This is a genomic window from Streptomyces sp. NRRL F-5122 (assembly GCF_001507435.1).
Taxonomy (GTDB): Bacteria; Actinomycetota; Actinomycetes; order Streptomycetales; family Streptomycetaceae; genus Streptomyces; species Streptomyces lannensis.
Window position 1 is genome coordinate 24273 of record NZ_LMWH01000290.1, and the last position, 24316, is coordinate 48588.

Here is a 24316-nt window from a genome sequence, read left to right on the forward strand (position 1 = left end):
AATCCGCTTCGTGACGCCGCGGACCGACGGCTCCCGCGTATCGCGGGGCCGTCGGGCCTGGTGATCTTCGGCGTCACGGGCGATTTGTCACGTAAAAAGCTGATGCCTGCTGTTTACGACCTGGCCAACCGCGGTCTGCTGCCGCCGGGCTTCTCGCTCGTCGGCTTCGCCCGCCGGGAGTGGCAGAACGAGGACTTCGCCAAGGAGGTCCACGACGCGGTCAAGGAGCACGCCCGTACGCCGTTCCGCGAGGAGGTCTGGCAGCAGCTCATCCAGGGGATGCGCTTCGTCCAGGGCACCTTCGACGACGACGACGCGTTCGAGCGGCTGCGCTCCACCATCGAGGAGCTGGACAAGGCGCAGGGCACGGGCGGCAACTTCGCCTTCTACCTGTCGGTGCCGCCGAAGTCCTTCCCGGTGGTCATCCAGCAGCTGAAGAAGCACGGTCTGGCCGACCAGACCGGCGGCTCCTGGCGGCGCGCGGTCATCGAGAAGCCGTTCGGACACGACCTGAAGTCGGCCGAGGACCTCAACAAGGTCGTGCACGAGGTCTTCGCTCCGGACCAGGTCTTCCGCATCGACCACTACCTGGGCAAGGAGACCGTCCAGAACATCCTGGCGCTGCGCTTCGCCAACACCATGTTCGAGCCGATCTGGAACCGGTCCTTCGTGGACCATGTGCAGATCACCATGGCCGAGGACATCGGCATCGGCGGCCGGGCCGGCTACTACGACGGCATCGGCGCCGCCCGGGACGTCATCCAGAACCACCCGTGCGACTGCCCTCGGAACTCGGACGGGACACCGTGTTCGCGCAGTACGCGGCCGGCTGGCAGGGCGGCGAGAAGGCCGTCGGCTACCTCCAGGAGGAGGGCATCGACCCCGCGTCGCGCACCGACACCTACGCCGCGGTGAAGCTGGGCATCGACAACCGCCGCTGGGCGGGCGTCCCCTTCTACCTGCGTACCGGCAAGCGCCTGGGCCGGCGGGTCACCGAGATCGCGGTCGTCTTCCAGCGCGCGCCGCACTCCCCGTTCGACACCACCGCGACCGAGGAACTGGGCCAGAACGCGGTTGTCATCCGCGTCCAGCCCGACGAGGGCGTCACCGTCCGCTTCGGTTCGAAGGTGCCGGGCACCTCGATGGAGATCCGGGACGTGTCCATGGACTTCGCCTACGGGGAGTCCTTCACGGAGTCCAGCCCCGAAGCGTACGAGCGCCTGATCCTGGACGTCCTGCTCGGCGACTCGAACCTCTTCCCGCGCACCGAGGAGGTCGAGCTGTCCTGGAAGATCCTCGACCCGATCGAGGAGTACTGGGATGCGCACGGCAAGCCCGCGCAGTACCCCGCCGGTACCTGGGGGCCGCGCGAGGCCGACGAGATGCTCGCACGAGACGGACGGAGCTGGCGCCGGCCATGAAGATCGACCTCACGGACACCACGGCCAGCAAGATCAACAAGGCGCTGGTGCAGGGCCGCCGTGCCATCGGCACGCCCGCCGTGGGCATGGTGCTCACCCTTGTCATCGTCACCGACGAGGAGAACGCCTACGACGCCCTCAAGGCGGCCAACGAGGCCTCGCGCGAGCACCCCTCGCGCACCCTCGTGGTGGTCAAGCGCGTCTCGCGCTCCCCGCGCGACCGCACCACGTCGCGTCTGGACGCCGAGGTCAGGGTCGGGGCCGACGCCGGCACCGGTGAGACGGTGATCCTGCGGCTGTACGGCGAGGTCGTGAACCACGCCCAGTCCGTCGTGCTGCCGCTGCTGCTGCCCGACGCGCCGGTCGTCGCCTGGTGGCCGGTGAACGCTCCGCTCGACCCGGCCAACGATCCGCTGGGTGCGCTCGCCCAGCGCCGCGTCACCGACTCCTACACCGCCGAGGCACCGGTGCGGGAGCTGAACGCCCGCGCCGACGCCTACACGCCCGGTGACACCGACCTGTCGTGGACCCGCATCACGCCGTGGCGCTCCATGCTGGCCGCCGCCCTCGACCAGGTCGTCTGCGACGTCCAGGGTGTCGAGGTGGAGGGTGAGGAGTTCAACCCCAGCTGCGAGCTGCTGGCCATGTGGCTCGCGGACCGGCTGAGCGTTCCCGTCAAGCGCTCCCTCTCCTCCGGGCCCGGCCTCACCGCGGTCCGGATGCGCACGAGCTGCGGCCCGATCGTCCTGGACCGGGCGGACGGCTCGCTGGCCACGCTGTCCATCCACGGGCAGCCCGACCGCGCGGTGGCGCTCAAGCGCCGCGAGACGGCCGAGCTGATCGCGGAGGAGCTGCGCAGGCTCGACCCGGACGACACATACGCGTCCGCACTGCGCTTCGGCGTGGACCGGCTGGGCAACGGGGCGGAGCGCACGGACGCGGCCGAGCCGTCCGGTACCGAAGAGGCGGGGGCGTCGGACGCCGCACCGGCCCAGGGCGCGGTGCAGGCCCCGGAGCCGGGGGCGGCCGAGAAGGACCGGTCGAAGAAGGCGGCGGCGAAGTGAGCACTCCTCAGCTCGTCGTGCACCGCGACAAGGAACTGATGGCCCAGGCCGCGGCGGCCAGGCTGATCACCAAGGTCGTGGACGCCCAGGCCTCTCGCGGCTCCGCCTCGGTCGTGCTCACCGGCGGGCGCAACGGCAACGGCCTGCTGGCCGCACTCGCCGCCGCGCCCGCCCGGGACGCCGTCGACTGGAGCCGGATCGACCTGTGGTGGGGCGACGAGCGGTATCTGCCCGAGGGCGACCCGGAGCGCAACTACACCCAGGCGTGCGAGGCGCTGCTCGACGCCGTACCCCTGAACCCGAAGCGCGTGCACCCCATGCCCGCGTCGGACGGCCCGCACGGTGCCGGGGTGGAGGCCGCGGCGGAGGCCTACGCCGCGGAGCTGGCCCGGTCCGCGGGCCCCGAGAACCACGGCGCGGTGCCCACCTTCGACGTCCTGATGCTGGGGGTCGGGCCCGACACGCACGTGGCGTCGCTCTTCCCCGAACTGCCCGCGGTGCGGGAGACGGAGCGGACGGTGGTCGGCGTCCACGGCGCGCCGAAGCCGCCGCCCACCCGGGTCACACTGACCCTCCCGGCGATCCGGTCGGCCCGAGAGGTGTGGCTGCTGGCGGCGGGCGAGGACAAGGCGCAGGCGGTGGCCATCGCGCTGTCCGGCGCCGGGGAGATCCAGGCGCCCGCGGCCGGCGCGTACGGCAGGTCACGCACGCTGTGGCTGCTGGACGCGGCGGCGGCGGCACAGCTCCCGCGTTCGCTGTATCCGCCGGCATCGGCCTGAGGAACGGCTTCGTGTGCGAAGGCAGGACGGGTTCCCTCCCGTCCGGCCTTCGCACGCGAGCGGGGCTACTTCACCGACCCCGCCATGACCCCCTGCACGAAGTGCCGCTGGAACGCGAAGAACACCACCACCGGCACGATCAGCGACAGGAAGGCGCCGGGCGCCAGGACATCGATGTTGCTGCCGAACTGGCGTATCTGCGACTGCAGTTCCACGGTGAGCGGCTGCGACGAGCTGTCCGCGAACAGCAGCGCCACCAGCATGTCGTTCCACACCCACAGGAACTGGAAGATGGCCAGGCTGGCGAGGGCGGGCCGCCCCACCGGCAGGACCAGCCGGATGAAGATGCGCCACTCGCTGCCGCCGTCCATCCGCGCCGCCTCCAGCATCTCCTTCGGCATCTCGGCGAAGTAGTTCCGCAGCAGGAACACCGCGAAGGGCAGCCCGTACGCCACGTGGAACAGCACGACACCGGGAATCGTGCCGAACAGCCCCAGCTGGCCGAAGAGCTTGGCCACCGGCAGCAGACCGATCTGCACCGGCACCACCAGCAACGCCACCACCAGCAGGAAGAGCGGCTCCCGCGCGGGGAAGTCCAGCCAGGCGAAGGCGTATCCGGCGAGCGCCGCGACGACGACCACCAGCACGGTCGTCGGCACCGAGATCAGCACCGTGTTCCAGAACGACTGGATGATCCCGGCGTTCTTCAGCAGCGCCGAGTAGTTGTCGAAGGACAGCTGCCCGGGGGCCGCGAGCGCCGTCCACCAGCCGCCCTTCGCCGTGTCATCGGCCGATCGCAGCGAGGACAGGAACAGTCCCGCAAGCGGCGTGAGCCAGATCAGCCCGATCACCACGAGGAAGGCCTGCACCAGCCCGTTGCCGAGGCCCCGCCTGACCGCGTTCATCGCTGACTCCTTCGGAAACGGCGGACGTTGAAGACCATCGCGGGGATCACCAGCAGCAGGAGCAGCACCCCGAGCGCGCTGCCCAGCCCTTGGTTGTTGCCACCGCCGAAGGACACCAGCCACATCTGCGTCGCGAGCACGGTCGCGTCCTCCTGGACCGGGCCGGGCGCGATGATGTAGACGAGGTCGAAGACCTTCATCACGTTGATCACCAGGGTGACGAAGACGACGGTCAGCACCGGGGCCAGCAACGGGACCGTGATCCGCCGGAAGATCTGCCACTCGTTCGCCCCGTCCATCCGAGCCGCCTCCAGTGCGTCCCGCGGCAGCGTCGAGAGGCCCGCGCCGATCAGCACCATGGCGAAGCCGGTCCAGATCCATAGATACGCCCCGATGATCGCCGGCGTGACCAGCGTCCTGCCGAGCCAGGAGACGCCCTGGTACGGCGGCGCGAAGTTGGACGCCGGCAGTTCCACCGTGTAGGCACCGGACGCCAGTCCCGGGAAGCGGAAGGAGCCGTCGGAGGCGGTCGTCGTGCTCGCCACGGTCCGCCCGTCGCGCATCGCCTCCACCTTCATCTCCGGCAGCCCGCTCTCCCGCCGGTCGACCTCGCCCTGCCGCCCTCCCCCGCCGGGCGTGAAGTCCAGATAGACGACCCCGCGCAGCTCGTCCGGCGCGGCGCTCCGGCCGGCCGCCGCGTACGCGGGCCCGGCACCCGCGGGCAGGTCCTTGGGCAGTACCCCGACCAGCCCGAGCGTCACCGAGTCGCCCGGCGCGACAGCCGTGCTCGTGCGGTACGAGCCGTCCGTGCCGTGGATCAGCCCCTGACCCTCACGGGCCCTGGCCGTCGGGTAGGACGACGTCCCCGCGAAGGCGTCGTGGACCGAGACCACGGCGGCGTTCAGCACCCCCTTGTCCGGATCCTCGTCGTAGGCGAGCCGGAAGATGATTCCGGCGGCGAGGAAGGACACCGCCATGGGCATGAACAGCAGGAGCTTGAACGCCGTCGCCCAGCGGACCTTCTCCACCAGCACGGCCAGGATCAGGCCGAGTCCGGTCAGCAGTGCCGGGGCGACGACCACCCAGATGGTCGTGTTCCGGATGGCCTTCAGCGTCGCCGGATCGCGGAACATCTCGGTGTAGTTGTCGCCGCCCACGAACCGGGTGCCGGAGGCGTCGAAGAAGCTGCGCCCGACCGAGAAGACCACCGGGTAGACGACCAGGGCGCCGAGCAGCAGCAGCGCGGGGAGGACAAAGAGCAAGGCGATGATCCGGCCGCGCCGTCGCGTGCGCCGTGCGCGGTCGGCGGACGCGACGGGCGCGACGGGCGCGGAACTCGCCTCTTTCGCGAGCGTGGTGGCGGTCATGTCCACTCAGCCCTGGTACGCCTTGGCCGCCGCGGCCTCCAGCCGGTCCGCGGTCGCCTTCGGGTCGGACGGGTCGCCGAGGAAGTCCTGGAGCAGCTTCCACTCGCCGGCGCCCTTGGTGCCGCCGAAGGCGGCCGGCGCCTGGTCGGACATGTCGAAGCGGACCGAGTCACCCGCCGCGACGAGCGACTTCGCCGTGGCCCGGGTGACGTCGTCGCCGTAGGAGGCGAGATCGAGCTTCTTGTTCGGGGACAGGAAGCCGCCCGCCTTGGCCCACACCGCCGCGGCCTCGGGGGTGGCCAGGTATTCGAGCAGCTTCATACCGGCCTTGGCGTTCTTGCCGTCCTTGAGGACGACCGCCGCGTCACCGCCGCTGACCACGGGCGCGCTGCCGCCGTCGACCGCGGGGAAGGCGAAGAAGTCCGCGTCCTGCCCGATGGTCCTGCCGAACTGGTCGTGCGCGACGCCTGCGACGAAGTCGCCCTCGTAGACCATGCCGGCCTTCGGCTCGGGTCCGAAGACCTTCTCGACGGAGCCGGGGAAGTCGGTGTTGAGGGCTTCCTTCTGGCCGCCCGCTATCAGCTGCTTGTCCTTGAAGAGCTTGCCGAGCGTGGTGAGCGCCTTGACCACGCTCGCGTCGGTCCACTTCAGCTTGTGGGCGGCCAGGGCGTCGTACTTCTCGGGCCCGGCCTGGGAGAGGTAGATGTTCTCGAACCAGTCGGTGAGCGTCCAGCCGTCCTGTCCGGCGACGGCGAAGGCGGCGAGACCCGAGTCGGACACCGTGTGCCCGGCCTTCAGCATCTCGTCGTACGTCTTCGGCGGCTCGACCCCGGCCTGGGCGAGGGCATCGGGGCTGTACCAGACCGTCGACTTGTGGGCGGCCTTGAAGTACAGGCCGTACAGGGTGCCGTCGACGCTGCCGTAGTTCTTCCACACGCTCGCGAAGTCGGCGCCGATCGTCTGCTCGGCGGTCGTGGACAGCGGCTGGAGCCAGCCCTTCTGTGCGAACTGCTGAAGCACACCGACCTGCGGGACCATCACGACGTCGGGCGCGTTGCCGCCCTCGATCTTGCTGCCGACGACGGTGGAGACGTTGTCGCCGGTGGACACGAACTGGGTCTTGGCGCCGGTCTTCGCGGAGAACGCGTCCAGGACCTTCTGGAAGTTCTTCTGCTCGCTGCCGGTCCAGACGCCGGCCACGGTGACCGTCTGGCCCGCGAGCGCCTTGTCGCCGCCGCCTGCCGGGGTGACGGGGCCGCCGCCGCAGGCCGTGGCGCCGAGCGCCAGGGTGAGTGCCGTGCAGCCGGTGAGCAGGGTGGTACGTCGCATCATCGTTGATGTCCCTTCGTGAAGTGGGGATCGGACGTGCAGGAGCTGTGCCGCCTGGTCCTGTGCTCAGAGATCGGTGCCGTCGGTGATCCACCAGGCGGCCGTGGCACCGGCGAGCACCCCGGGCGCGCAGGCGCCGCTGGCGAGCAGCGGGGTGCCGGGGACGGGAGCGGGTGTGGGTGCGGTACCGAAGTTGACGGCGCAGACGAGACCGTCGCCGCGCACGAAGCCGAGTACGCCCGGCGGGGCGTCCAGCCAGCGCAGCGTGCCCTCCCCCAACTGGGGCAGTGCGGAGCGCAGTTGCAGGCCGTCGCGGTACAGGTGCCAGAAGGAGCGGGTGTCGGCCAGGGCGCGGTCGGTGGCGTGCTCGGCGAACCACTCCGGCTGCGGCAGCCACGGTTCGGCCCCTTCGGTGCCGGAGGTGAACCCGAACGGGGACGCCTGCCCCGACCACGGCAGCGGGACCCGGCAGCCGTCGCGGATCCGGGCCCGGCTGCCGGTGCGACGGAAGATCGGGTCGGTGAGCACGTCGTCGGGCAGGTCGACCACCTCGGGCAGGCCCAGTTCCTCGCCCTGGTAGATGTAGGCGGCGCCGGGCAGCGCCAGCATCAGCAGGGCTGCGGCGCGGGCGCGGGCGGCGCCCAGTCCGCTGCCCTCGGTGGCCGGTTCGCCGTAGCGGGTGACGCTGCGGACCTGGTCGTGGTTGTTGAGGACCCAGGTGACGGTCGAGCCCGTGCCTGCTATGTCCTGCACGGCCTCGGAGATGACCTTGCGGAAGGCGTCGGCGTCCCAGGGGGCGCTCAGCAGATCGAAGAAGAAGGCCTGGTGCAGCTCGTCCGGGCGGACGTACCGCGCGTGCTCGCGGGCTGTCGGCACGGACACCTCGCCCACCAGGAGGCGTTCGTGGCCGTCCCGCGCCGTGTACTCCTCGCACACCGCACGCCAGTGCCGCCACACGTCGTGCACCTCGGGCTGGTTCCAGGCAAGCGGGTTGACGGAGTCGCGCGTGCGGGCGTCGGCCTCGGGGTCCGGGGAGTCGGGCAGCCCGGGGTGCTTGAAGAGGCCCGCGGCGACGTCGATACGGAAGCCGTCGACACCCCGGTCGAGCCAGAAGCGCAGCACCCGCTCGAACTCGGCGGCGACCGCGCCGTTGCGCCAGTTCCAGTCGGGCTGCTCGGGAGTGAACATGTGCAGGTACCACTGGCCCGGCCGGCCGTCCGCCTCCACGACACGGGTCCAGGCCGGGCCTCCGAACATGGAATGCCAGTTGTTGGGGGGCTCGCCGCCCTCGGCGCCGCGGCCGTCGGCGAAGTGGAACCGGGCGCGGGCCTCGCTGCCGGGAGCCGAGGCGAGCGCCTCGCGGAACCACGGGTGCTCGCTGGAGCAGTGGTTGGGGACGATGTCCAGCAGCACCTTCACGCCCAGCCGCCGGGCCGCCGTCATCAGCAGGTCGAACTCGGCGAGGTCGCCGAAGAGCGGATCGACGCCGCAGTAGTCGGCCACGTCGTACCCGTGGTCGTGCTGCGGCGAGGGGTAGAAGGGGCTCAGCCAGATCCCGTCGACGCCGAGCTTCTTCAGATACGGCAGCCCGGCCCTCACTCCGGCCAGATCGCCGATGCCGTCGCCGGTGCTGTCCAGGAAGCTCCGGACGTACACCTGGTAGATCACCGCGTCGCGCCACCAACGATGGGTGTCTATGTGCTTGGGACTCACCCCGTTGACCCGTCTGTGTGTGCTGAGCCGGCCCGAAGCGAGGCCGACGGTTATGCATGCATGTTAAGTAGGCGTGTCATAAGAGTGTCAACGAATGAGTGCAAGCTACCGGGAACTTGGCCCTTCAAATACGGATATAGTGACACCGCTCGGCGCAGAATGAGACGTCCGCGTTACCTAACAAGTAACTAGCAATGACCCCGAGCTAGCGGGCGGAGACGGCGGCCAGCTCCCGCGCCAGCCGCCGGACCGCGCTCTCGGGGGTCTCCTGCCCGGTGAGCGCGTCGTGCACGACCGCCTGCACCACCAGGCTCACCTGGTCGTAGCGCGGGCTCTTGGGGCGCGGCGCGGCGGCGAGCACACTCGCCCGCAGGGTCGGCAGGTACGGGAACCGCCGTACCAGCTCGGGGTCGTCGTAGAGCGCGGCGCGTACGGGCGGCAGGGCACCGCGCGTGAGTACCTTGCGCTGGACGGGCCCGCTGGTCAGATACGCGATCAGACGTGCGGCCGACTCGGGGTGCCGCGCATGTGTGTTGACCGCCAGGTTCGAGCCGCCGAGCACGCTGGCCCCCGGCCCGTCGGGGCCCGGAAGCGGCACGGCGCCTATCCTCCCGGCCACCTTGGACCCCTTGGCGGAGGCGACCACGTACGCATAGGGCCAGTTGCGCAGGAAGAGCAGACGGCCGTCCTGGAACGCCTGCTTGGACTCCTCCTCCTTGTACGTCAGCGCCTTCGCGGGTATCCAGCCCTCGCGCACGCCACGGGCCAGGAACCCGATCCCCTCCCGCGCCGCGGCCGAGTTGACGGTGACCCGCTCGCCCTCGTCGCCGAGGATCGTCCCGCCCGCCGAGTAGACGGCCTCCGCCGCGTTGACCGTGAGGCCCTCGTAGGGCAGGAACTGGCCCGCGTAGCCGTCGAGTCCGTACTTCGGGGCGATCGTCTTCGCGTCCCGTTCCAGTTCGGCCCAGGTGCGCGGCGGCGCCACGCCTTCCTTGGCGAGGACGTCCTTGCGGTACAGGAGCAGACCGGCGTTGGTGACGTACGGGACCGCGTACAGCCGTCCGTCGTACGTCGCCGTGTCGACGACCGGCGGCAGGAAGCTCTTCAGCGGGAAGCGGTCGCGCGGCAGCGGGCGGATCCAGCCGGCCGCGGCGAACTCGGAGGTCCAGGCGACGTCGATGTTGAGGACGTCGAACCGGCTGCGGTCACCACTGCGCAGATCGGTGGTCATCTGCGCGTGGGTCTCGTCGGCGGAGTCCGGGAGCTCGACGAGGGTGACCTTCTCACCGGAATGCGTACGGTTCCAGCCCTCGAGCAGCGGTCCCAGATAGCCGGTGAGGTCTCCTGCGGTGGCCAGGGTGAGTGGGCCACGACCGCCGACTGCCCCGTCGTCGGCGCGCGCACCGGAGGCGACGTACCCGGTGAGGACGACGGCGAGGACGAGAAGGCCCCTACCGGCGGCGCGCATCCACCGCATAGGTTCCTCCCTGTACACCGGCACCGGGCGTCGTCGCCCGGGTCAGAGGCCATGTATACCTGTTAGGTATGGGCGATACTAGGGCCTGGAGCACAAAACAAGGACGCGAGGAGGACTGCACGAGTGCGCCTGCCCCTCCTGGCTCTCCTCGCACGCGGCCCCGCCCACGGCTACGAGCTCAAGCAGGACCTTGAGCAACTGCTGGGCTCCGCGTACCCTCAGCCGAACGTCGGCCAGATCTACGTCACCCTCGGACGCCTGGAGAAGTCTGGGCTGATCGAGGGCGAGGAGGTCGAGCAGTCCAGCCGGCCCAACAAGAAGATCTACCATCTCACCGACGCCGGGCGTGAGGCGCTGCGCGCCTGGTTCGAGGAGCCCGAGGACGAACCACGGGTGCGGGACGAGTTCTTCATGAAGCTGGCGCTCGCTCCACAGACCGGTCTCGCCGATCAGATCGCCCTGATCAACAAACAGCGGCGCCGGTACCTCAACACCATGCGCAACCTGTCGAAACTGGCCGCCGCGGAAGACCGGGACAACCGCATCGCCCACCTGCTGATCGAGGGCGCCATGCTGCACCTGCAGGCCGACCTCGACTGGCTGGAGCGGTGCCAGGAGGAACTGGAGGAGCTGGAGTGAGCGAGAGCCCCACTCCTCTGCTGCGGGCCGAAGGACTCGTCAAGACCCATCATGGCGAGGGAGCACCCGCCCGCGCCGTGCGCGGGGTCGACCTGAGCGTGGTCCGCGGCGAGTTCGTGGCCGTCACCGGACCGTCCGGCGCCGGGAAGTCGACGCTGCTGCATCTGCTGGGCGGGCTGCAACGACCGGACAGCGGCAGCCTCTGGCTGGACGGCGAGCGCACCGACGCTTATACCGAGGCGCGCTGGGCGGTGGAGCGCAGGAAGCGCATCGGGATCGTCTTCCAGTTCTTCAATCTGGTGTCCAACCTGTCCGTCGCCGACAACGTCGAACTGCCCGCGCTGCTCGCCGGCGTCACGCCCAGGCAGGCCCGGGCCGAGCGCGAGGAACTGCTGTCCGAGCTGGGGCTCGCCGGCAAGGAGCGCAGCCTGCCGGGAGAGCTGTCCGGCGGCGAACAGCAGCGGGTCGCACTGGCCAGGGCCCTGGTCAACCATCCGCCGCTGCTGCTCGCCGACGAACCCGCGGGCAGCCTCGACAGCAAGGGCACCCGCGAGGTGATGCGGCTGCTCTCCCGGTTCCACCAGCGCGGCCAGACCATCGTGCTGGTCACCCATGACGCCCGGCTGGCGAGCGCCGCGGACCGGGTGATCAGTTTCTTCGACGGCCGCATCGTCGACGACGCCGAGCTCGACGGCACACCCCCGCGCAGGACCGGGATATCCGGTGTGCTGGAGCTGAAGGACTGATCCGCGGTGCACGACGATCCGAGAGCGGACCGTTCCGGCCCGCGCGAGCCGAGGGGCTGACACCGTGCGAGCCACCCTGCGCTGGGCCCACTCCGATCTGCGGACGCATCGCGGCGAGGCACTGTTCATGGTCCTCGCCACCGCGGGCATCGTCATCTCCCTGCTGCTCGCCACGGCACTGTTCGGATACGCGACCAACCCCTGGCAACGGATCTTCACGCAGTCGCACGGCGCTCATGTCTGGATCCACACCGCCCGCGACGCCGACGCGGCGAAACTGGCCGGACTCGGCGGCGTCGAGTCGGTGGCCGGTCCCTACACCACCGAGGCCGCGACCCTGACGTCCCGGGGCACCCGCGCCTCGGTGGAACTGCGCGGCACACCGCGGGCACCCTCCGTCGGCCGCCCGCTGATCACGTCGGGCCACTGGCTGAGCCCTGCACAGCCCGACGGCGTGGTGCTGGAGAGCCGGCTGGCCCGGGCGCTGCTGGCCGAGCCCGGCGACCTGCTGACAGTGGCCGGCACGGCACGGACCCTGACCGTCGTGGGCATCACCGACAGCGCCGAACCCCGTTACAGTCCGGGCGAACAGCCGGGGCTCGTCTGGGCGTTGCCGTCCGCCGTGCGTGATCCCGGCGGCCAGGTCACCGGGCTGCGCCTGACCGACCCGGAGGACACCGACTACGCCGTCCAGCGCTCCGTCACCGTGCTCGGGGCCGGCGCGGTCAGCGAGGTCTCGACGTGGAAGCAGGCCCGGGCCGAGGCGCAGGGCGACAACCGGCTGCTGGGCCAGGTGCTCGGGCTGTTCGGGCTCGGAGCGCTCGTCGCCGCCGGGTTCGCCGTCCACGGGGCGATCGGCACCCGCATCCGCGGGCATCTGCGGGACATCTCGGTGCTGAAGGCGATCGGCTTCACCCCCGGCCAGGTCGTGCGGATCTTCCTGCTCCAGCATGTCGCCTACGCCCTGCTCGGCGCCCTGGCCGCGGCGACGCTCACCCAGGGCCTCGGCAGCCGGATCCCCGGGCGTCTCGGCGACGCGGTCGGTGTGTGGCAGGGGCTGCCGGGACACACCGTGGTCCTGTTCACGGTCCCGGTCGGCGCGGTGCTGTTCATCGCCGCCACCACCTGGCTCGCGGCCTGGCGGGCGGGACGGGTGCCTCCCGTACCGGTGCCCCGGCCGGCGGCGCCCGCCGGGGGCCGTCTGACGGGCGTGGCGCGCGGAGCCCTCGGCCTGCGGCTGCCCCCCGCGCTCGTCCTGGGCTGGCACAACGCCTTCACCCGCCGTCCCCGCGCCCTCGCCACCGTCGCCCGGCTGGCGCTGCCGCTGCTGCTGATCGTGGTGGCGATGAGCGCCTGGACCACCATCGACCGTTTCCACAGCAGACCCCAGGAGGTCGGCCTCGCGGGCGCTCTCACCGTCCGCCCCGACGGGGACCTCGGCGACACGGCGGCCCGCTCGCTTCTTGAGGGGGATCCGCAGGTCGCGGACGCCTATCCGGGCGTCGAGGTGGCGGCCCTGGTGCCGGGCCAGACGGCCACGATCGCCCTGCGCGGCCTGGGCACCCGCGCGGCGCCCTACCCCTTTGCCGTGGCCGAGGGCCGGCCGGCACGGGGCCCGGACGAGGCGGTGGCCGGGCAGGGGCTGCTCGACCTGCTGGACGTGCGCGTAGGCGACTGGGTGCGGATGACGGTGGGCGACCAGCCGCAGATCCTGCACATCGTGGGCCGCAGCATCGAGCCGGAGAACGCCGGGCGGGTCATCTCCACCTCGCTCGACACCCTGCGGGAGAACGATCCGCATCTGCGCCCGACCCTCTATCAGCTCCGGCTCCGCCCCGGAGCCGATCCGCACGAGGTCGCCGACGAGCTGGCCGAGGCCGCCCGCGGGCATATCGACGTACATCCGGTGACGAACCCGGCGGACGGACTGTCCCCGCTGCGCGGAGTGGTCGTCGGCCTGATCGCGGTCCTCGCGCTGATCGGGATCGTCGACCTGCTGAGTGCGATGGGCGGCACCGTCCGCGAGGGCGAACGGGACCTGCTGGCACTCAAGGCGATCGGTCTGTCACCGCGGCAGATCACCGCCATCACCGTCACGGCCACCGCCTGCACCGCACTGGCCGCGGTCGGCGTCGGCACGGCACTGGGGATTCCGCTGGCGCACTGGCTGATCGACACCCAGGGCCGCTCCAGCGGTATCGGCGCCGGACTGGCCCAGGGCCCTTCCCCCGTACCTCTGCTGCTGTTCGGAGCCGCCGCGGTCCTGGGCGCCGCCGCCCTCGCGGCCCTGCCGGCTGCCCGCGCCGCGCGCCGCCGGCTCGCGGACACCCTGAGCGCGGTGGCCTGAGGCCGGCGGTCTCCGCACCGGCCGGCCCTCGCGAGCGGTTCGAGGGCCAGCCGCCCCTGTCTGTGACGGCTAACGGCCTCGCAGCTCACGGTACTTGGCGACGAGCGCCTTCGTGGACGCATCGAGGCCCGGCACATCGGCGCCCTCGGTGAGAGCGGGTTCGACACGTTTGGCAAGCACCTTGCCGAGCTCGACGCCCCACTGGTCGAAGGAGTCGATGTTCCAGATCGCGCCCTGCACGAACACCTTGTGCTCGTAGAGGGCGACAAGCTGGCCGATGACCGACGGCGTCAGTTCCCGGGCGAGGATCGTGGTCGTCGGGTGGTTGCCCTTGAACGTCTTGTGCGCCACCAGTTCCTCGGGCACGCCCTCGGCGCGCACCTCGTCCGCGGTCTTGCCGAACGCCAGCGCCTGCGTCTGCGCGAAGAAGTTGGCCATGAGCAGGTCGTGCTGTGCCTTCAGCTCCTGGCTCAGTTCCCCGACGGGCTCGGCGAAGCCGACGAAGTCGGCCGGGATCAGCTCGGTGCCCTGGTGGATCAGCTGGTAGTAGGCGTGCTGCCCGTTGGTTCCGGGGGTGCCCCACACCACCGGGCCGGTCTGCCACTCCACCGGCCTGCCCTCACGGTCCACCGACTTGCCGTTGGACTCCATGTCCAGCTGCTGCAGGTAGGCGGTGAACTTGGACAGGTAGTGCGAGTACGGAAGCACCGCGTGCGACTGCGCGTCGTGGAAGTTGCCGTACCAGACGCCCAGCAGACCCAGGAGAAGCGGCACATTCGATTCGGCGGGCGCGGTGCGGAAGTGCTCGTCGACGGTGTGGAAACCGTCCAGCATCTCCCGGAACCGGTCGGGGCCGATGGCGATCATCAAGGAGAGCCCGATGGCCGAGTCGTACGAGTAGCGGCCGCCGACCCAGTCCCAGAACTCGAACATGTTGTCAGGGTCGATACCGAACTCCGTGACCTTGCCGGCATTCGTCGACAGGGCCACAAAATGCCTGGCGACCGCTTCCTGACCGGCCTTCAGCCCGGTAAGCAGCCAGTTGCGGGCAGAGGTGGCGTTGGTGATGGTCTCGATGGTGGTGAACGTCTTGGAGGCGATGATGAACAGCGTCTCGGCCGGGTCCAGATCGCGCGTCGCCTCGTGCAGGTCGGCGCCGTCCACGTTCGAGACGAACCGCAGGGTCAGCGAGCGGTCGGTGTAGGCCCGCAGTGCCTCGTACGCCATCGCCGGACCCAGGTCCGAGCCGCCGATGCCGACGTTGACCACGTTCTTGATGCGCTTGCCGGTGTGCCCCGTCCACTCCCCCGAGCGGACCCGGTCGGCGAAGGCGGCCATCTTGTCCAGCACCGCGTGGACCTTCGGCACCACGTTCTCGCCGTCGACCTCGACGACCGCATCACGCGGAGCACGCAGCGCCGTGTGCAGCACCGCCCGCTTCTCCGTGACGTTGATCTTCTCCCCGCGGAACATGGCGTCCCGCAGACCGGACACGTCCCTGGCGGCGGCCAACTCGCGCAGCAACCGAAGCGTCTCGTCGGTGACCAGGTGCTTGGAGTAGTCGACGTGCAGATCCCCGACCTGCAGCGTGTATCCCTCACCCCGCCCCGGATCCGCTGCGAAGAGCTCCCGCAACCCCAGCCCGTCAAGCTCCTCACGGTGCTTGGCCAGAGCGGTCCACTCGGGCGACTGGTTGAGCCTGGTACGGCCGTCTGCGTTCATCTCGGACTTCCGCCTTCTTCCTTGCGTGTGCTGCTGCGTACCTCGCGCCGCTACCGGTCACAACCTAATTGATCAGGGCGTCGGGTGACCTGCCGTCGCGCCGACCTCCGGCGCAACAACAGATACGTCCGGCTTGCCCACAGTTATCAACGAGGTGACGGCGAGTCCGAAGAGCACGGCCGCGAGCAGCGCGGGCCCGTTCAGCCCGTAGGTCCGCGCCACGACTCCGCCGAGCAGCGCGCCGATCGGCGCACCGGACGTCGAGGCCGTGCGGAAGGCGGAGGCGATGCGGCCCACCATGGCCGAGGGGCTGCGTTGCTGCATGAGGGTGACCTGGTTGACGTTCCACACCATGTTCATGGCGCCGAGCAGCAGCATGCCCGCGACGAGGGCCGCCAGATGGCGGACCGTGCCCATGACGACCAGCGACGCCGTCTGGACGCATCCGGCCAGGAGCAGCGCGCGGACACGTCCGGTGCGGCGCGCGATCCGCTGGGCGACGAAGCCGCCGACGAGGCTGCCGGCCGAGTACGCCGTCATCACGGCCGCGTATTCCGCGGTGCCACCGTGCAGCCAGCGCGTCACGTGCAGCACCAGTGTCGCGATCAGGGCGCCCATGCCGATGTTGCACAGCAGCGTTGCCAGGCAGACCCCGCGCAACGCCCGGTCCCGCCACAGCGTGCGCAGGCCTTCGGCGATCTCCCCCCTCAGCGTGCTGCCGGCGGGGCGCGGCTCGCGCTCGGGCGGCCGGATCCGCAGGGAGGCCACGAGGGCCGCGGCCAGGAGATACGTGGTCGCGTCCGCCGCGAACGGCATGAAGGCGCCCGCCGCCAGCAGCAGCGGCACGAACGGGCCCGCCAGCAGGCCGCCCGCCAGCTGCTGCCCGGTCATCAGCCGGGCGTTGGCGCCGCCGAGGGACTCGCGCTTCACCAGGGACGGCAGCAGCGCCGTGGAGGCGTTGTCGAAGAGGGTCTGGAGCGTGGTGAGCGAGAAGGCCAGCGCGAGCAGCAACGGGATCGAGGCGTGCCCGAGTCCCACGGCCAGCGCGAAGGAGGCGACGAGCACGCCGCGCAGGGTGTCGACGGCCCACATCGCCCGCCGCTGGTCCACCCGGTCTGCCACGGCCCCGCCGAGCAGGCCGAAGAGCAGCCAGGGGGCATAGCCGCAGGCCGTGACCGAGGCAACGACGAACGGCTCGTCCGTGAGCCGCACGGCCAGCAGGGGCAGCGCAGCCGTGCGCAGGGCGTCCCCGAACCGGGAGACCACGGCAGCGGACCACAGCCGCCCGAACCCCCCGCGCCACGCGGGCGCACGCCCGCCCGCAGCCTCGACCGCCGCCACGATTCCCCCTCACAATGTGCCGATGCACACACCGTAGGGGACACCACTGACAATCGGCCGCGCCGCGATCCGCCGCGCATGCCTGCCGCGGGTGGGCACGACGACTCCGGCCGGACACGCGTCGGTGCCCGGCCGGACTCAGGTTCTAGATCTCGCCCCGCAGCTTGGCGAGCGCCTCGGCGAGGATCGCCTCGCCGTCCGCGTCGCTGCGCCGCTCCCGCACATAGGCGAGGTGCGTCTTGTAGGGCTCGGTTCGCGGCGGGTCCGGCGGGTTGTCCCGGTCCTGACCGGCCGGAAAGCCGCAGCGCGGGCAGTCCCAGGTGTCGGGAACCTGCGCGTCGCTGGCGAAGCTCGGCTGCGTCTCGTGCCCGTTGGAGCACCAGAAGGAGATGCGCAGACGCGGCGCGGACTCACCGCGCTCGGCCTCGCCCATCGGCCCCGCCCCGACCCGGCTTCCTCGGATCGCGTTGCCACTTGCCACGGTCGTAACTCCCTGCGTGATGGTGCCGCAAAGCGAGTCGGCGTTTCGCTTCGCTGCGAGCGCCTCAGTCTACGTAAGGCCCAACGCGCGTCCAGTGATGGGAGTTACCCCCGCCCCTAGACGCAAGCCCCATGATAGGCCGCGTCCGAAGACCCGTACCGAACATGGGGCGTTACGTACTTTATGTGCGATCTGTCGGTGTCACCCGACGCTAGCTCTTGACCTTCATCAGGATGCCGAGCACCACGATGCACGCGAACCAGAGCAGACCGATCACGATGGTGATCCGGTCGAGGTTGCGCTCGGCGACCGAGGAGCCGCCGACGGAGGACTGCATGCCGCCACCGAACATGTCGGAGAGGCCGCCGCCCTTCCCCTTGTGCATCAGCACCAGCAGCATCAGCAGCAGGCTGAAGACGATCAGGGCGATCGAGAACCCCAAAACCACGGCTGGACCAACTTCCTCGGATTCGGATGAACGACGGGGCCGAGGCTCTTACGGAAACGTCACGTTCCGAATAACAGTCTCGGCCCCGCAAGGGTACGACGGATCGCCTCTACCGCATACTCGCGACCTGTCGGTTCGCGTCCGGAGGGCGATTCACTGGTCCCGGAAGCGGACGATCTTGACGAACTCGTCGGCGTCCAGCGAGGCACCGCCCACAAGTGCGCCATCAATGTCCGGCTTCGACATGATTTCCGCCACATTGCCCGACTTCACCGAGCCGCCGTACTGGACGCGGACCTTGTCGGCCACCTCCTGCGTGTACAGCTCCGCGATCTTGCCACGGATCGCCGCGCAGACCTCCTGCGCATCGTCGGCGCCGCACACCTTGCCGGTTCCGATGGCCCAGACGGGCTCGTAGGCGATCACGATCGACTCGGCCTGCTCGGCCGGCAGGCCCTTGAGGCCGCCCTCGACCTGCTCGAGCGTGTGCGCGACGTGGTTGCCCGCCTCGCGGACGTCCAGCTCCTCGCCGACGCACAGGATCGGGGTCAGACCGTGCTTGAAGGCCGCCTTGGCCTTGGCGTTCACCAGCTCGTCGGTCTCGTTGTGGTACTGGCGGCGCTCGGAGTGACCGATCACCACATAGGTGCACTTCAGCTTGGCCAGCATCGTGCCGGAGATCTCACCGGTGTAGGCACCGGAATCGTGCGCCGAGACGTCCTGGGCACCGTACTTGACCTTGAGCTTGTCACCGTCGACCAGGGTCTGCACGGAGCGCAGGTCGGTGAAGGGCGGCAGGACCGCGACCTCGACGGCGTCGTAGTCCTTGTCGGCCAGGGCGAAGGCGAGCTTCTGGACGTGGGCGATGGCCTCGAGGTGGTTGAGGTTCATCTTCCAGTTGCCCGCCATCAGCGGCGTGCGCGTGCTCATCGAGGTCAGTCCTCCAGTGCGGCGAGGCCGGGGAGCGTCTTGCCCTCGAGGTATTCGAGGGAGGCGCCGCCACCGGTCGAGATGTGGCCGAATGCCGATTCGTCGAAGCCCAGGATGCGGACGGCCGCGGCGGAGTCGCCGCCACCGACCACGGTGTAGCCCGGGGATTCGATGAGGGCCTGGGCGACCGCCTTGGTGCCCTCGGCGTAGTCGGGGTGCTCGAAGACGCCCATGGGGCCGTTCCAGAAGACGGTGGCCGCGTCGGCGAGCTTCGAGGCGTACAGCTTGCGGGTCTCCGGACCGATGTCCAGGCCCTCCTGGTCCGCCGGGATCGCGTCCGCGGCGACGACGGTGGGGTTCGTGGGGGCCTTGGCCTTCAGGTCCGGGAACTCCGGGGAGACCAGCACGTCGACGGGGAGGACCAGCTCGACGCCGTTCTTCTCCGCGCGCTCGATGTACTCGGTGACGGCCGGGATCTGGTCCTCCTGGAGGAGGGAGATGCCGACCTCGTAGCCCTTGGCCTTGAGGAAGGTGTAGGCCATGCCGCCGCCGATGAGCAGGCGGTCGGCCTTGTCGAGCAGCTGGTCGATGACGGCCAGCTTGTCCGATACCTTGGCGCCGCCGAGCGCGACGACATAAGGACGCCGGACGTCCTCGGTGAGCTTCTTCAGGACGCCGACCTCGGTGGCGATCAGGTAGCCGGCGTAGTGCGGCAGCCTGGCAGGCAGGTCGTACACGGAGGCGTGCTTGCGGTGGACCGCGCCGAAGCCGTCGCCCACGTACACGTCCGCGAGGGCGGCGAGCCGGTCGGCGAACTCGCCGCGCTCGGTGTCGTCCTTGGCGGTCTCGCCGGGGTTGAAGCGCAGGTTCTCGATGACCGCGACCTGGCCGGGCTGGAGGCCGTCGACCGCGTCGTGGGCGGCGGGGCCGACGGTGTCCTGGGCGAACGCGACCGGGGCACCGAGGAGTTCGGCGAGCCGCTCGGCGGCCGGCAGCAGCGAGAAGGCCAGGTCCGGAGCACCCTTGGGGCGGCCCAGGTGCGAGGCGACGATCACCTTGGCGCCCGCGTCGGCGAGGGCCTTGACGGTGGGCAGAACGGCGCGGATGCGGCCGTCGTCGGTGATCAGGCCGTCGGCCAGCGGGACGTTCAGGTCGGCGCGGACGAAGACCCGCTTGTTGTCCACGCCGTCGGAGAGGAGTTCGTCGATCGTCTTCATAAGGGGACTCCTGAGGAAAGCTCTTGATCGTACGAGGGCTGATGGATCTGCACGCGAGCCGTGCCCGCGTGCGGACCGGCTCGCTGTACGTGCGGCAGGGCTCGGGCGGCGCGACCGTGCGCCGTCCGAGCCCTGCTATCGCATCGAGATGCCTGCTTCGGCGATCAGAGCTGGTTGCCGACGAAGACCGTCAGGTCGACCAGACGGTTGGAGTAGCCCCACTCGTTGTCGTACCAGCCGATGACCTTCACGTTCTTGCCGTCCTGAACCATGGTCAGGGACGAGTCGAAGGTGCAGGACGCCGGGGCGTTGACGATGTCCGAGGAGACGATCTGGTCCTCGGTGTAGTCGAGGAGGCCCTTGAGCTCGCCCTCGGCGGCCTTCTGGAAGGCGGCGTTGACCTCTTCCTTGGTGACCTCGCGGCTCAGCTCGACGACGAGGTCGGTGACCGAACCGGTCGGGACCGGGACGCGCATCGCGATGCCGTCCAGCTTGCCCTTCAGCTGCGGCAGGACCAGTGCGGTGGCCTTGGCGGCACCGGTGGTGGTCGGGATGATGTTCTCGGCGGCGGCACGGGCGCGGCGCAGGTCCTTGTGCGGGAAGTCAAGGATGCGCTGGTCGTTCGTGTACGCGTGCACCGTGGTCATCAGACCCTTGACGATGCCGAAGTTCTCGTCGAGGACCTTCGCCATCGGGGCCACGCAGTTGGTGGTGCAGGAGGCGTTGGAGATGACGTGGTGGTTCGCCGGGTCGTAGGTGTCCTGGTTGACACCCATGACGATGGTGACGTCCTCGTTCTTGGCCGGGGCCGAGATGATGACCTTCTTGGCGCCGCCGGCGATGTGCTTCTCGGCGTCTTCCTTCTTGGTGAAGATGCCGGTCGACTCGATGACGATGTCGACGCCCAGCTCGCCCCACGGGATGTCGGCGGGGTTGCGCTCGGAGAGGACCTTGATCGTCTTGCCGCCGACGGTGATGGTGTCCTCGGTGTGGGACACCTCCTGCTTGAGGCGGCCGAGGATGGTGTCGTACTTCAGCAGGTGAGCGGTGGTCGCGGTGTCACCCAGGTCGTTGACAGCCACGATCTCGATGTCTGCACCCTGCTCCAGCAGCGCGCGGAAGTAGTTACGTCCGATGCGGCCGAAGCCGTTGATGCCTACGCGGATCGTCACGAACCGATCTCCTCGTTGGTACGCCGGCTTTCGACGCCGGCGAGCTGTATGGGATGTCCCCGACCACCCATGACCCTACCTCCCAGCGGCTCCCGGAGTGACATCGAGATGCCCCGTACACGGCAGGGCGGTCCGTACCCGCCAGTAGGGGTACGGACCGCCCCGAGACAAGGGCCCGGTCACACTTTTCGGCGATAAGGGACCAACTGCCGTTGACTACGGACCGTCAGCGGGCGAGTGCTGCCAGCGACTTCTTGATCAGCACCGCCCGGTCCGCCGCCGAGGTGACGTGCTCGAGGCCGAAGCCCAGCAGCACGGTCCGGTCCGTGGTGACCGCTCCGTACGTCGAGAACAGCGTCCCGGTACGGGCCCAGTCCTTGAGGACGGCCGGGCTGCCCGGGGGCGGTCCGGTCACGCTCCAGGCGCCCAGGGACGTTTCGAAGCCCTCGGTCTCGGTGGCCGTGCCGCCGACGACGAGCGAGGCGTCGTCGGCGAGAACGCCGTGACCGCCGCTGCCCGGGTCGGTGATGTAGCTCAGCGAGACCTCCACCGACTTCCCGGCGTACGCACTCAGGTCGAAGTCCACCTGCTGCCAACCGCTCGACGAGCCGGTGAAGCTGTGCCACGCACCGGTGGTTCCGGTCGCGGTGCAGCCGGCGGCAGTCTGGGTCAGGTAGTGCTTGAGCCAGGGGTGCTCGGCCATGAGGAACCCGGCCTCGCACTCCGTGGGCACCGTGTCGCGGGTGGCGCCTCCGGCCTCCGGCAGGGTCGTCCAGTCGTCCGCCCCGACGGTGTGGATCTCCGCCACGGCGTGGTCGTAGCCCGGTTCGGTGTCCCACAGCAGCCGGGTGCGCAACGTCGGCCGGTCGGCCGCGCTCGCCTTGGAGAGGTCGAGGGTGCGGGTGAGCCGCTTGTACCCGTCGTCGGTGTGGACGGCGGCCGCCATGTACGAACCCGTGTACGGGCCGTACGGGTTGACCGTGCCGGCGAACCGGCCCGCCCCGGCGCTCGCGAACTGGGGATAGGTGCCGACGGCGAGCTCGTCCGAGGTGACGCCGTAGGTGCCCGCCCGGTCCAGCGGGTTGCCCGCCGCCGCGCCCAGCGCCCCGGAGAAGCCGTCGAGCCTGCCCGAGCCGGTGAAGCCGTTGGCCCCCGGAGTCGAGGTACGCGAGTAGGCGCCCAGGTAGTACTGGCTGAAGTCGTTCGACAGGGTACCGCCGCCGAGGTCGACGGCGCCGCCGGCCTGTTCGCCCGCCTCGATCAGCTTGCCGCCCTCGTTGAGGAAGGCGCGGAGCTGGAGCTGGGTGGCGTTGCCCGGGACGCTCGCGCCCGTGTAGTGGACCACGGTCCTGAAGTGGTCCAGCACACCGAGCGCGTCGGGCGCGCCCTGGGTGGCCACGTCCCAGACAATCGCCTTGCGGCCGTTCGCCCTCAGGGCGTCGACGTAGGTCTGTGCCTGGGTGGCCGTGGCGCCTTCCTCGGCGACCACCAGGGTGTCCGCGACGGGCCGCTCGGCCACGGTGTAGGTGAAGTGCGGGCTGGACGTGTTCCTGCCGCCCCTCGTCTCACCGGTGAACCACACCTCGACCTTGTCGCCCGGGTCACCGTCCCGCACCTCGGCCCGGTATTCGTCGAAGTAGAGGTTGTCCTCGCCGCCGTACGTCCGGCCGCCCTTCCAGGGCTTGAGCGACACGTCCTTGGTACGGCCGCCGTTGACGCGGTACTTGAGCTCCTTGTCGCGCACGGACTTCCGCGCCACGACCGAGACCTCCTGGTCCGCGCCGCGCGAGTACGACGTCGCGAAAGAGGCCGGGGTGAAGTCAGGAGCGTTGATGCCGACCGAGGACGACGGCTGGTCGGGGTGGGAGGCGGTCTCGGCGACGGAGAGCGCGAAGGGGATGTTCTTCTCGAACTCCTTCTGGATCAGCTTCTCGTCGTCGGGGAAGTTGAAGACCGACTGGCAGTCGGCCGCGTTCCATGCGTCGTCCGGGTCGCTGTTCGAGGCGCTCTGGCAGGTCGACATCTCGGGCGTGAACATCGCCATGCCGTTGACGTTCGCGGCGTGGCCGTCCGCCTCGCCGTTGGTGGTGTAGAGCTCCGAGGAGACCTGCGAGCGGTAGCCGGGGATCGCCGGGTTGTCCGGGGTGCCGGCGAGCGACTTGTAGAGCACGTCGTCGGGGGTGGGCGTGGCGACCTGCCAGCCGACGCCGTACAGCAGCAGTTCGGCGGCGGAGTGGTAGTTGATCCCGTAGGTGAACCCGATGCGCTTCTCGAACCGGTCGAGCGCACTGGTCTCCGGCTCCGACCCGGGGGTGGCTCCGCGATAGGTCTCGCTGGTGGGGTTGGGGGACGAACCCTCGTCGTCGTAGCCCCACTTGTAGGCGAAGTTGCGGTTGAGGTCGACGCCGTCGCCGGTGGAGATGACACCGTCGGCGTTGACGTCCCGCAGGTTCTTGCGCCACAGGCGGGTGCCTGAGTCCTTGAACGTGTAGTCGTAGCCGTCCGGGTTGGCCGAGACGACGAACCACAGCTCGGTGGAGTCGACGATCTTCTTGATGCGCTTGTCCCCGGTGTAGTGGTCCAGGTAGTAGTGCATCAGCCGCCGGGTCGCCTCTGGCGTGATCCACTCACGCGCGTGCTGGTTGGACACGTACAGCACCGACGGCTTGGAGCCGTCCTTCGACTTCTTCGCGTCCTTGGTCAGCTTCAGGGCGAGGATGTCCTGGCCGTTGATCGTCTTGCCGATGGACTCGACCTTGGTCAGTCCGGGATGGGCCTGACTCGTCCTGAGGATCTCCTCCGCAATGCCGCCCTTTCCGCTGTAGGGACGGAAGACGCCTTGGGCCGCGCCCTCGACGCGTGCCTCCGCCTTGGCGGAAAACCTGTGCTCGGTGAGGGAGACGCCCTGCTTCTCCAGGCCGTCGGCCTGCCGGTCGGTGAGGTAGACCTCGACGGTGCTCGTACCGTTCCCGGCCACCTGCTCGCCGAGTTCATGGCTGTCCTGGCCGGCCTCGAGCAGCAGGGGTACCTGCTTCTGGGTGACTTCGGCGCGGAAGACCTTGACCTCATCCGCGTCGGACGTGTGCGCGGAAGCTCCGGTCTGCGCCTGGGCGATGGGTGCGAGGCTCGCTCCGCCGAGCAGGAGCGCGCCGACAGCGAGGATCGATCTCGCTCTGTGTCTCATGAACCCCCCTAGCAGTGGTCCGCCACGGCGGCGA

At 70.0% G+C, this 24316-nt stretch carries 18 protein-coding genes and 1 pseudogene; 6 read left to right on the forward strand and 13 right to left on the reverse strand.

Annotated elements, in window-relative coordinates:
* The 3 genes and pseudogenes from ADL25_RS41270 to pgl all read left to right on the forward strand — a co-directional run.
* A pseudogene (locus ADL25_RS41270) lies at positions 1-1421 on the forward strand (glucose-6-phosphate dehydrogenase); the annotation flags it as partial.
* Entirely contained in the window at positions 1418-2485 is a 1068-nt protein-coding gene (gene opcA / locus ADL25_RS41275) for a glucose-6-phosphate dehydrogenase assembly protein OpcA (protein ID WP_059133086.1), read from the forward strand. The pseudogene ADL25_RS41270 and the gene opcA, both read left to right, overlap by 4 nt.
* Positions 2482-3264: a 6-phosphogluconolactonase gene (gene pgl / locus ADL25_RS41280; protein WP_059133087.1), complete on the forward strand. Its 783-nt coding sequence runs from the start codon at positions 2482-2484 to the stop codon at positions 3262-3264. The genes opcA and pgl overlap by 4 nt, the downstream gene beginning before the upstream one ends.
* 65 nt (positions 3265-3329) lie before the next feature.
* Here the strand turns inward: pgl and ADL25_RS41285 are convergent, their stop codons facing one another.
* The 5 genes from ADL25_RS41285 to ADL25_RS41305 all read right to left on the reverse strand — a co-directional run bounded on the left by ADL25_RS41285 (position 3330) and on the right by ADL25_RS41305 (position 10055).
* Positions 3330-4169, reverse strand: a complete 840-nt coding sequence (locus ADL25_RS41285; RefSeq protein WP_059133088.1) for a carbohydrate ABC transporter permease — start codon at positions 4167-4169, stop codon at positions 3330-3332.
* A complete protein-coding gene (locus ADL25_RS41290) occupies positions 4166-5536 on the reverse strand; it encodes an ABC transporter permease subunit (protein WP_059133279.1) in 1371 nt (456 codons plus the stop codon). Before ADL25_RS41290 ends, ADL25_RS41285 begins: the two co-directional genes overlap by 4 nt.
* A gap of 6 nt (positions 5537-5542) precedes the next feature.
* Positions 5543-6868: an ABC transporter substrate-binding protein gene (locus tag ADL25_RS41295; protein ID WP_059133089.1), complete on the reverse strand. Its 1326-nt coding sequence runs from the start codon at positions 6866-6868 to the stop codon at positions 5543-5545.
* A 63-nt stretch (positions 6869-6931) separates the two neighbouring features.
* Positions 6932-8563, reverse strand: coding sequence for an alpha-amylase family glycosyl hydrolase (locus tag ADL25_RS41300; protein ID WP_059133280.1), 1632 nt, complete (start codon positions 8561-8563; stop codon positions 6932-6934).
* A gap of 220 nt (positions 8564-8783) precedes the next feature.
* Positions 8784-10055 (reverse strand): ABC transporter substrate-binding protein, encoded by a 1272-nt coding sequence (locus ADL25_RS41305; RefSeq protein ID WP_059133090.1) that lies wholly within the window; start codon positions 10053-10055, stop codon positions 8784-8786.
* A 123-nt stretch (positions 10056-10178) separates the two neighbouring features.
* Here ADL25_RS41305 and ADL25_RS41310 point away from each other — a divergent pair, with 123 nt between their 5' ends.
* The 3 genes from ADL25_RS41310 (at position 10179) to ADL25_RS41320 (ending at position 13787) form a co-directional block, all read left to right on the forward strand.
* Complete coding sequence (locus tag ADL25_RS41310; RefSeq protein WP_059133091.1) at positions 10179-10694, forward strand: PadR family transcriptional regulator; 516 nt, start codon at positions 10179-10181, stop codon at positions 10692-10694.
* Positions 10691-11440: an ABC transporter ATP-binding protein gene (locus ADL25_RS41315; protein WP_059133092.1), complete on the forward strand. Its 750-nt coding sequence runs from the start codon at positions 10691-10693 to the stop codon at positions 11438-11440. The genes ADL25_RS41310 and ADL25_RS41315 overlap by 4 nt, the downstream gene beginning before the upstream one ends.
* 64 nt (positions 11441-11504) lie before the next feature.
* Complete coding sequence (locus tag ADL25_RS41320) at positions 11505-13787, forward strand: ABC transporter permease (protein WP_059133093.1); 2283 nt, start codon at positions 11505-11507, stop codon at positions 13785-13787.
* A 69-nt stretch (positions 13788-13856) separates the two neighbouring features.
* On the opposite strand, the gene pgi is transcribed toward ADL25_RS41320, so the two are convergent.
* The 8 genes from pgi to ADL25_RS41360 all read right to left on the reverse strand — a co-directional run bounded on the left by pgi (position 13857) and on the right by ADL25_RS41360 (position 24282).
* Positions 13857-15509, reverse strand: coding sequence for a glucose-6-phosphate isomerase (pgi, locus tag ADL25_RS41325; protein ID WP_059133094.1), 1653 nt, complete (start codon positions 15507-15509; stop codon positions 13857-13859).
* Between the two features lie 72 nt (positions 15510-15581).
* Positions 15582-16850 carry an MFS transporter gene (locus ADL25_RS41330; protein ID WP_079050955.1) on the reverse strand — a complete coding sequence of 423 codons (1269 nt, stop codon included), beginning with the start codon at positions 16848-16850 and terminating at the stop codon, positions 15582-15584.
* A gap of 145 nt (positions 16851-16995) precedes the next feature.
* The gene (locus ADL25_RS41335; protein ID WP_003957010.1) at positions 16996-17331 is read right to left on the reverse strand and encodes an RNA polymerase-binding protein RbpA; all 336 of its coding nucleotides are present in this window, start codon (positions 17329-17331) and stop codon (positions 16996-16998) included.
* Positions 17332-17542: 211 nt separating this feature from the next.
* Positions 17543-17779, reverse strand: a complete 237-nt coding sequence (gene secG / locus ADL25_RS41340; RefSeq protein ID WP_079050956.1) for a preprotein translocase subunit SecG — start codon at positions 17777-17779, stop codon at positions 17543-17545.
* Between the two features lie 153 nt (positions 17780-17932).
* Positions 17933-18709, reverse strand: a complete 777-nt coding sequence (tpiA, locus tag ADL25_RS41345) for a triose-phosphate isomerase (RefSeq protein ID WP_059133096.1) — start codon at positions 18707-18709, stop codon at positions 17933-17935.
* A 5-nt stretch (positions 18710-18714) separates the two neighbouring features.
* On the reverse strand, positions 18715-19926 hold the full coding sequence (locus ADL25_RS41350; RefSeq protein WP_059133097.1) for a phosphoglycerate kinase: 1212 nt from the start codon (positions 19924-19926) through the stop codon (positions 18715-18717).
* Between the two features lie 164 nt (positions 19927-20090).
* Positions 20091-21098: a type I glyceraldehyde-3-phosphate dehydrogenase gene (gene gap, locus ADL25_RS41355; RefSeq protein ID WP_059133098.1), complete on the reverse strand. Its 1008-nt coding sequence runs from the start codon at positions 21096-21098 to the stop codon at positions 20091-20093.
* Positions 21099-21324: 226 nt separating this feature from the next.
* Positions 21325-24282: a M14 family metallopeptidase gene (locus tag ADL25_RS41360; protein WP_059133099.1), complete on the reverse strand. Its 2958-nt coding sequence runs from the start codon at positions 24280-24282 to the stop codon at positions 21325-21327.
* Positions 24283-24316: the final 34 nt, after the last annotated feature.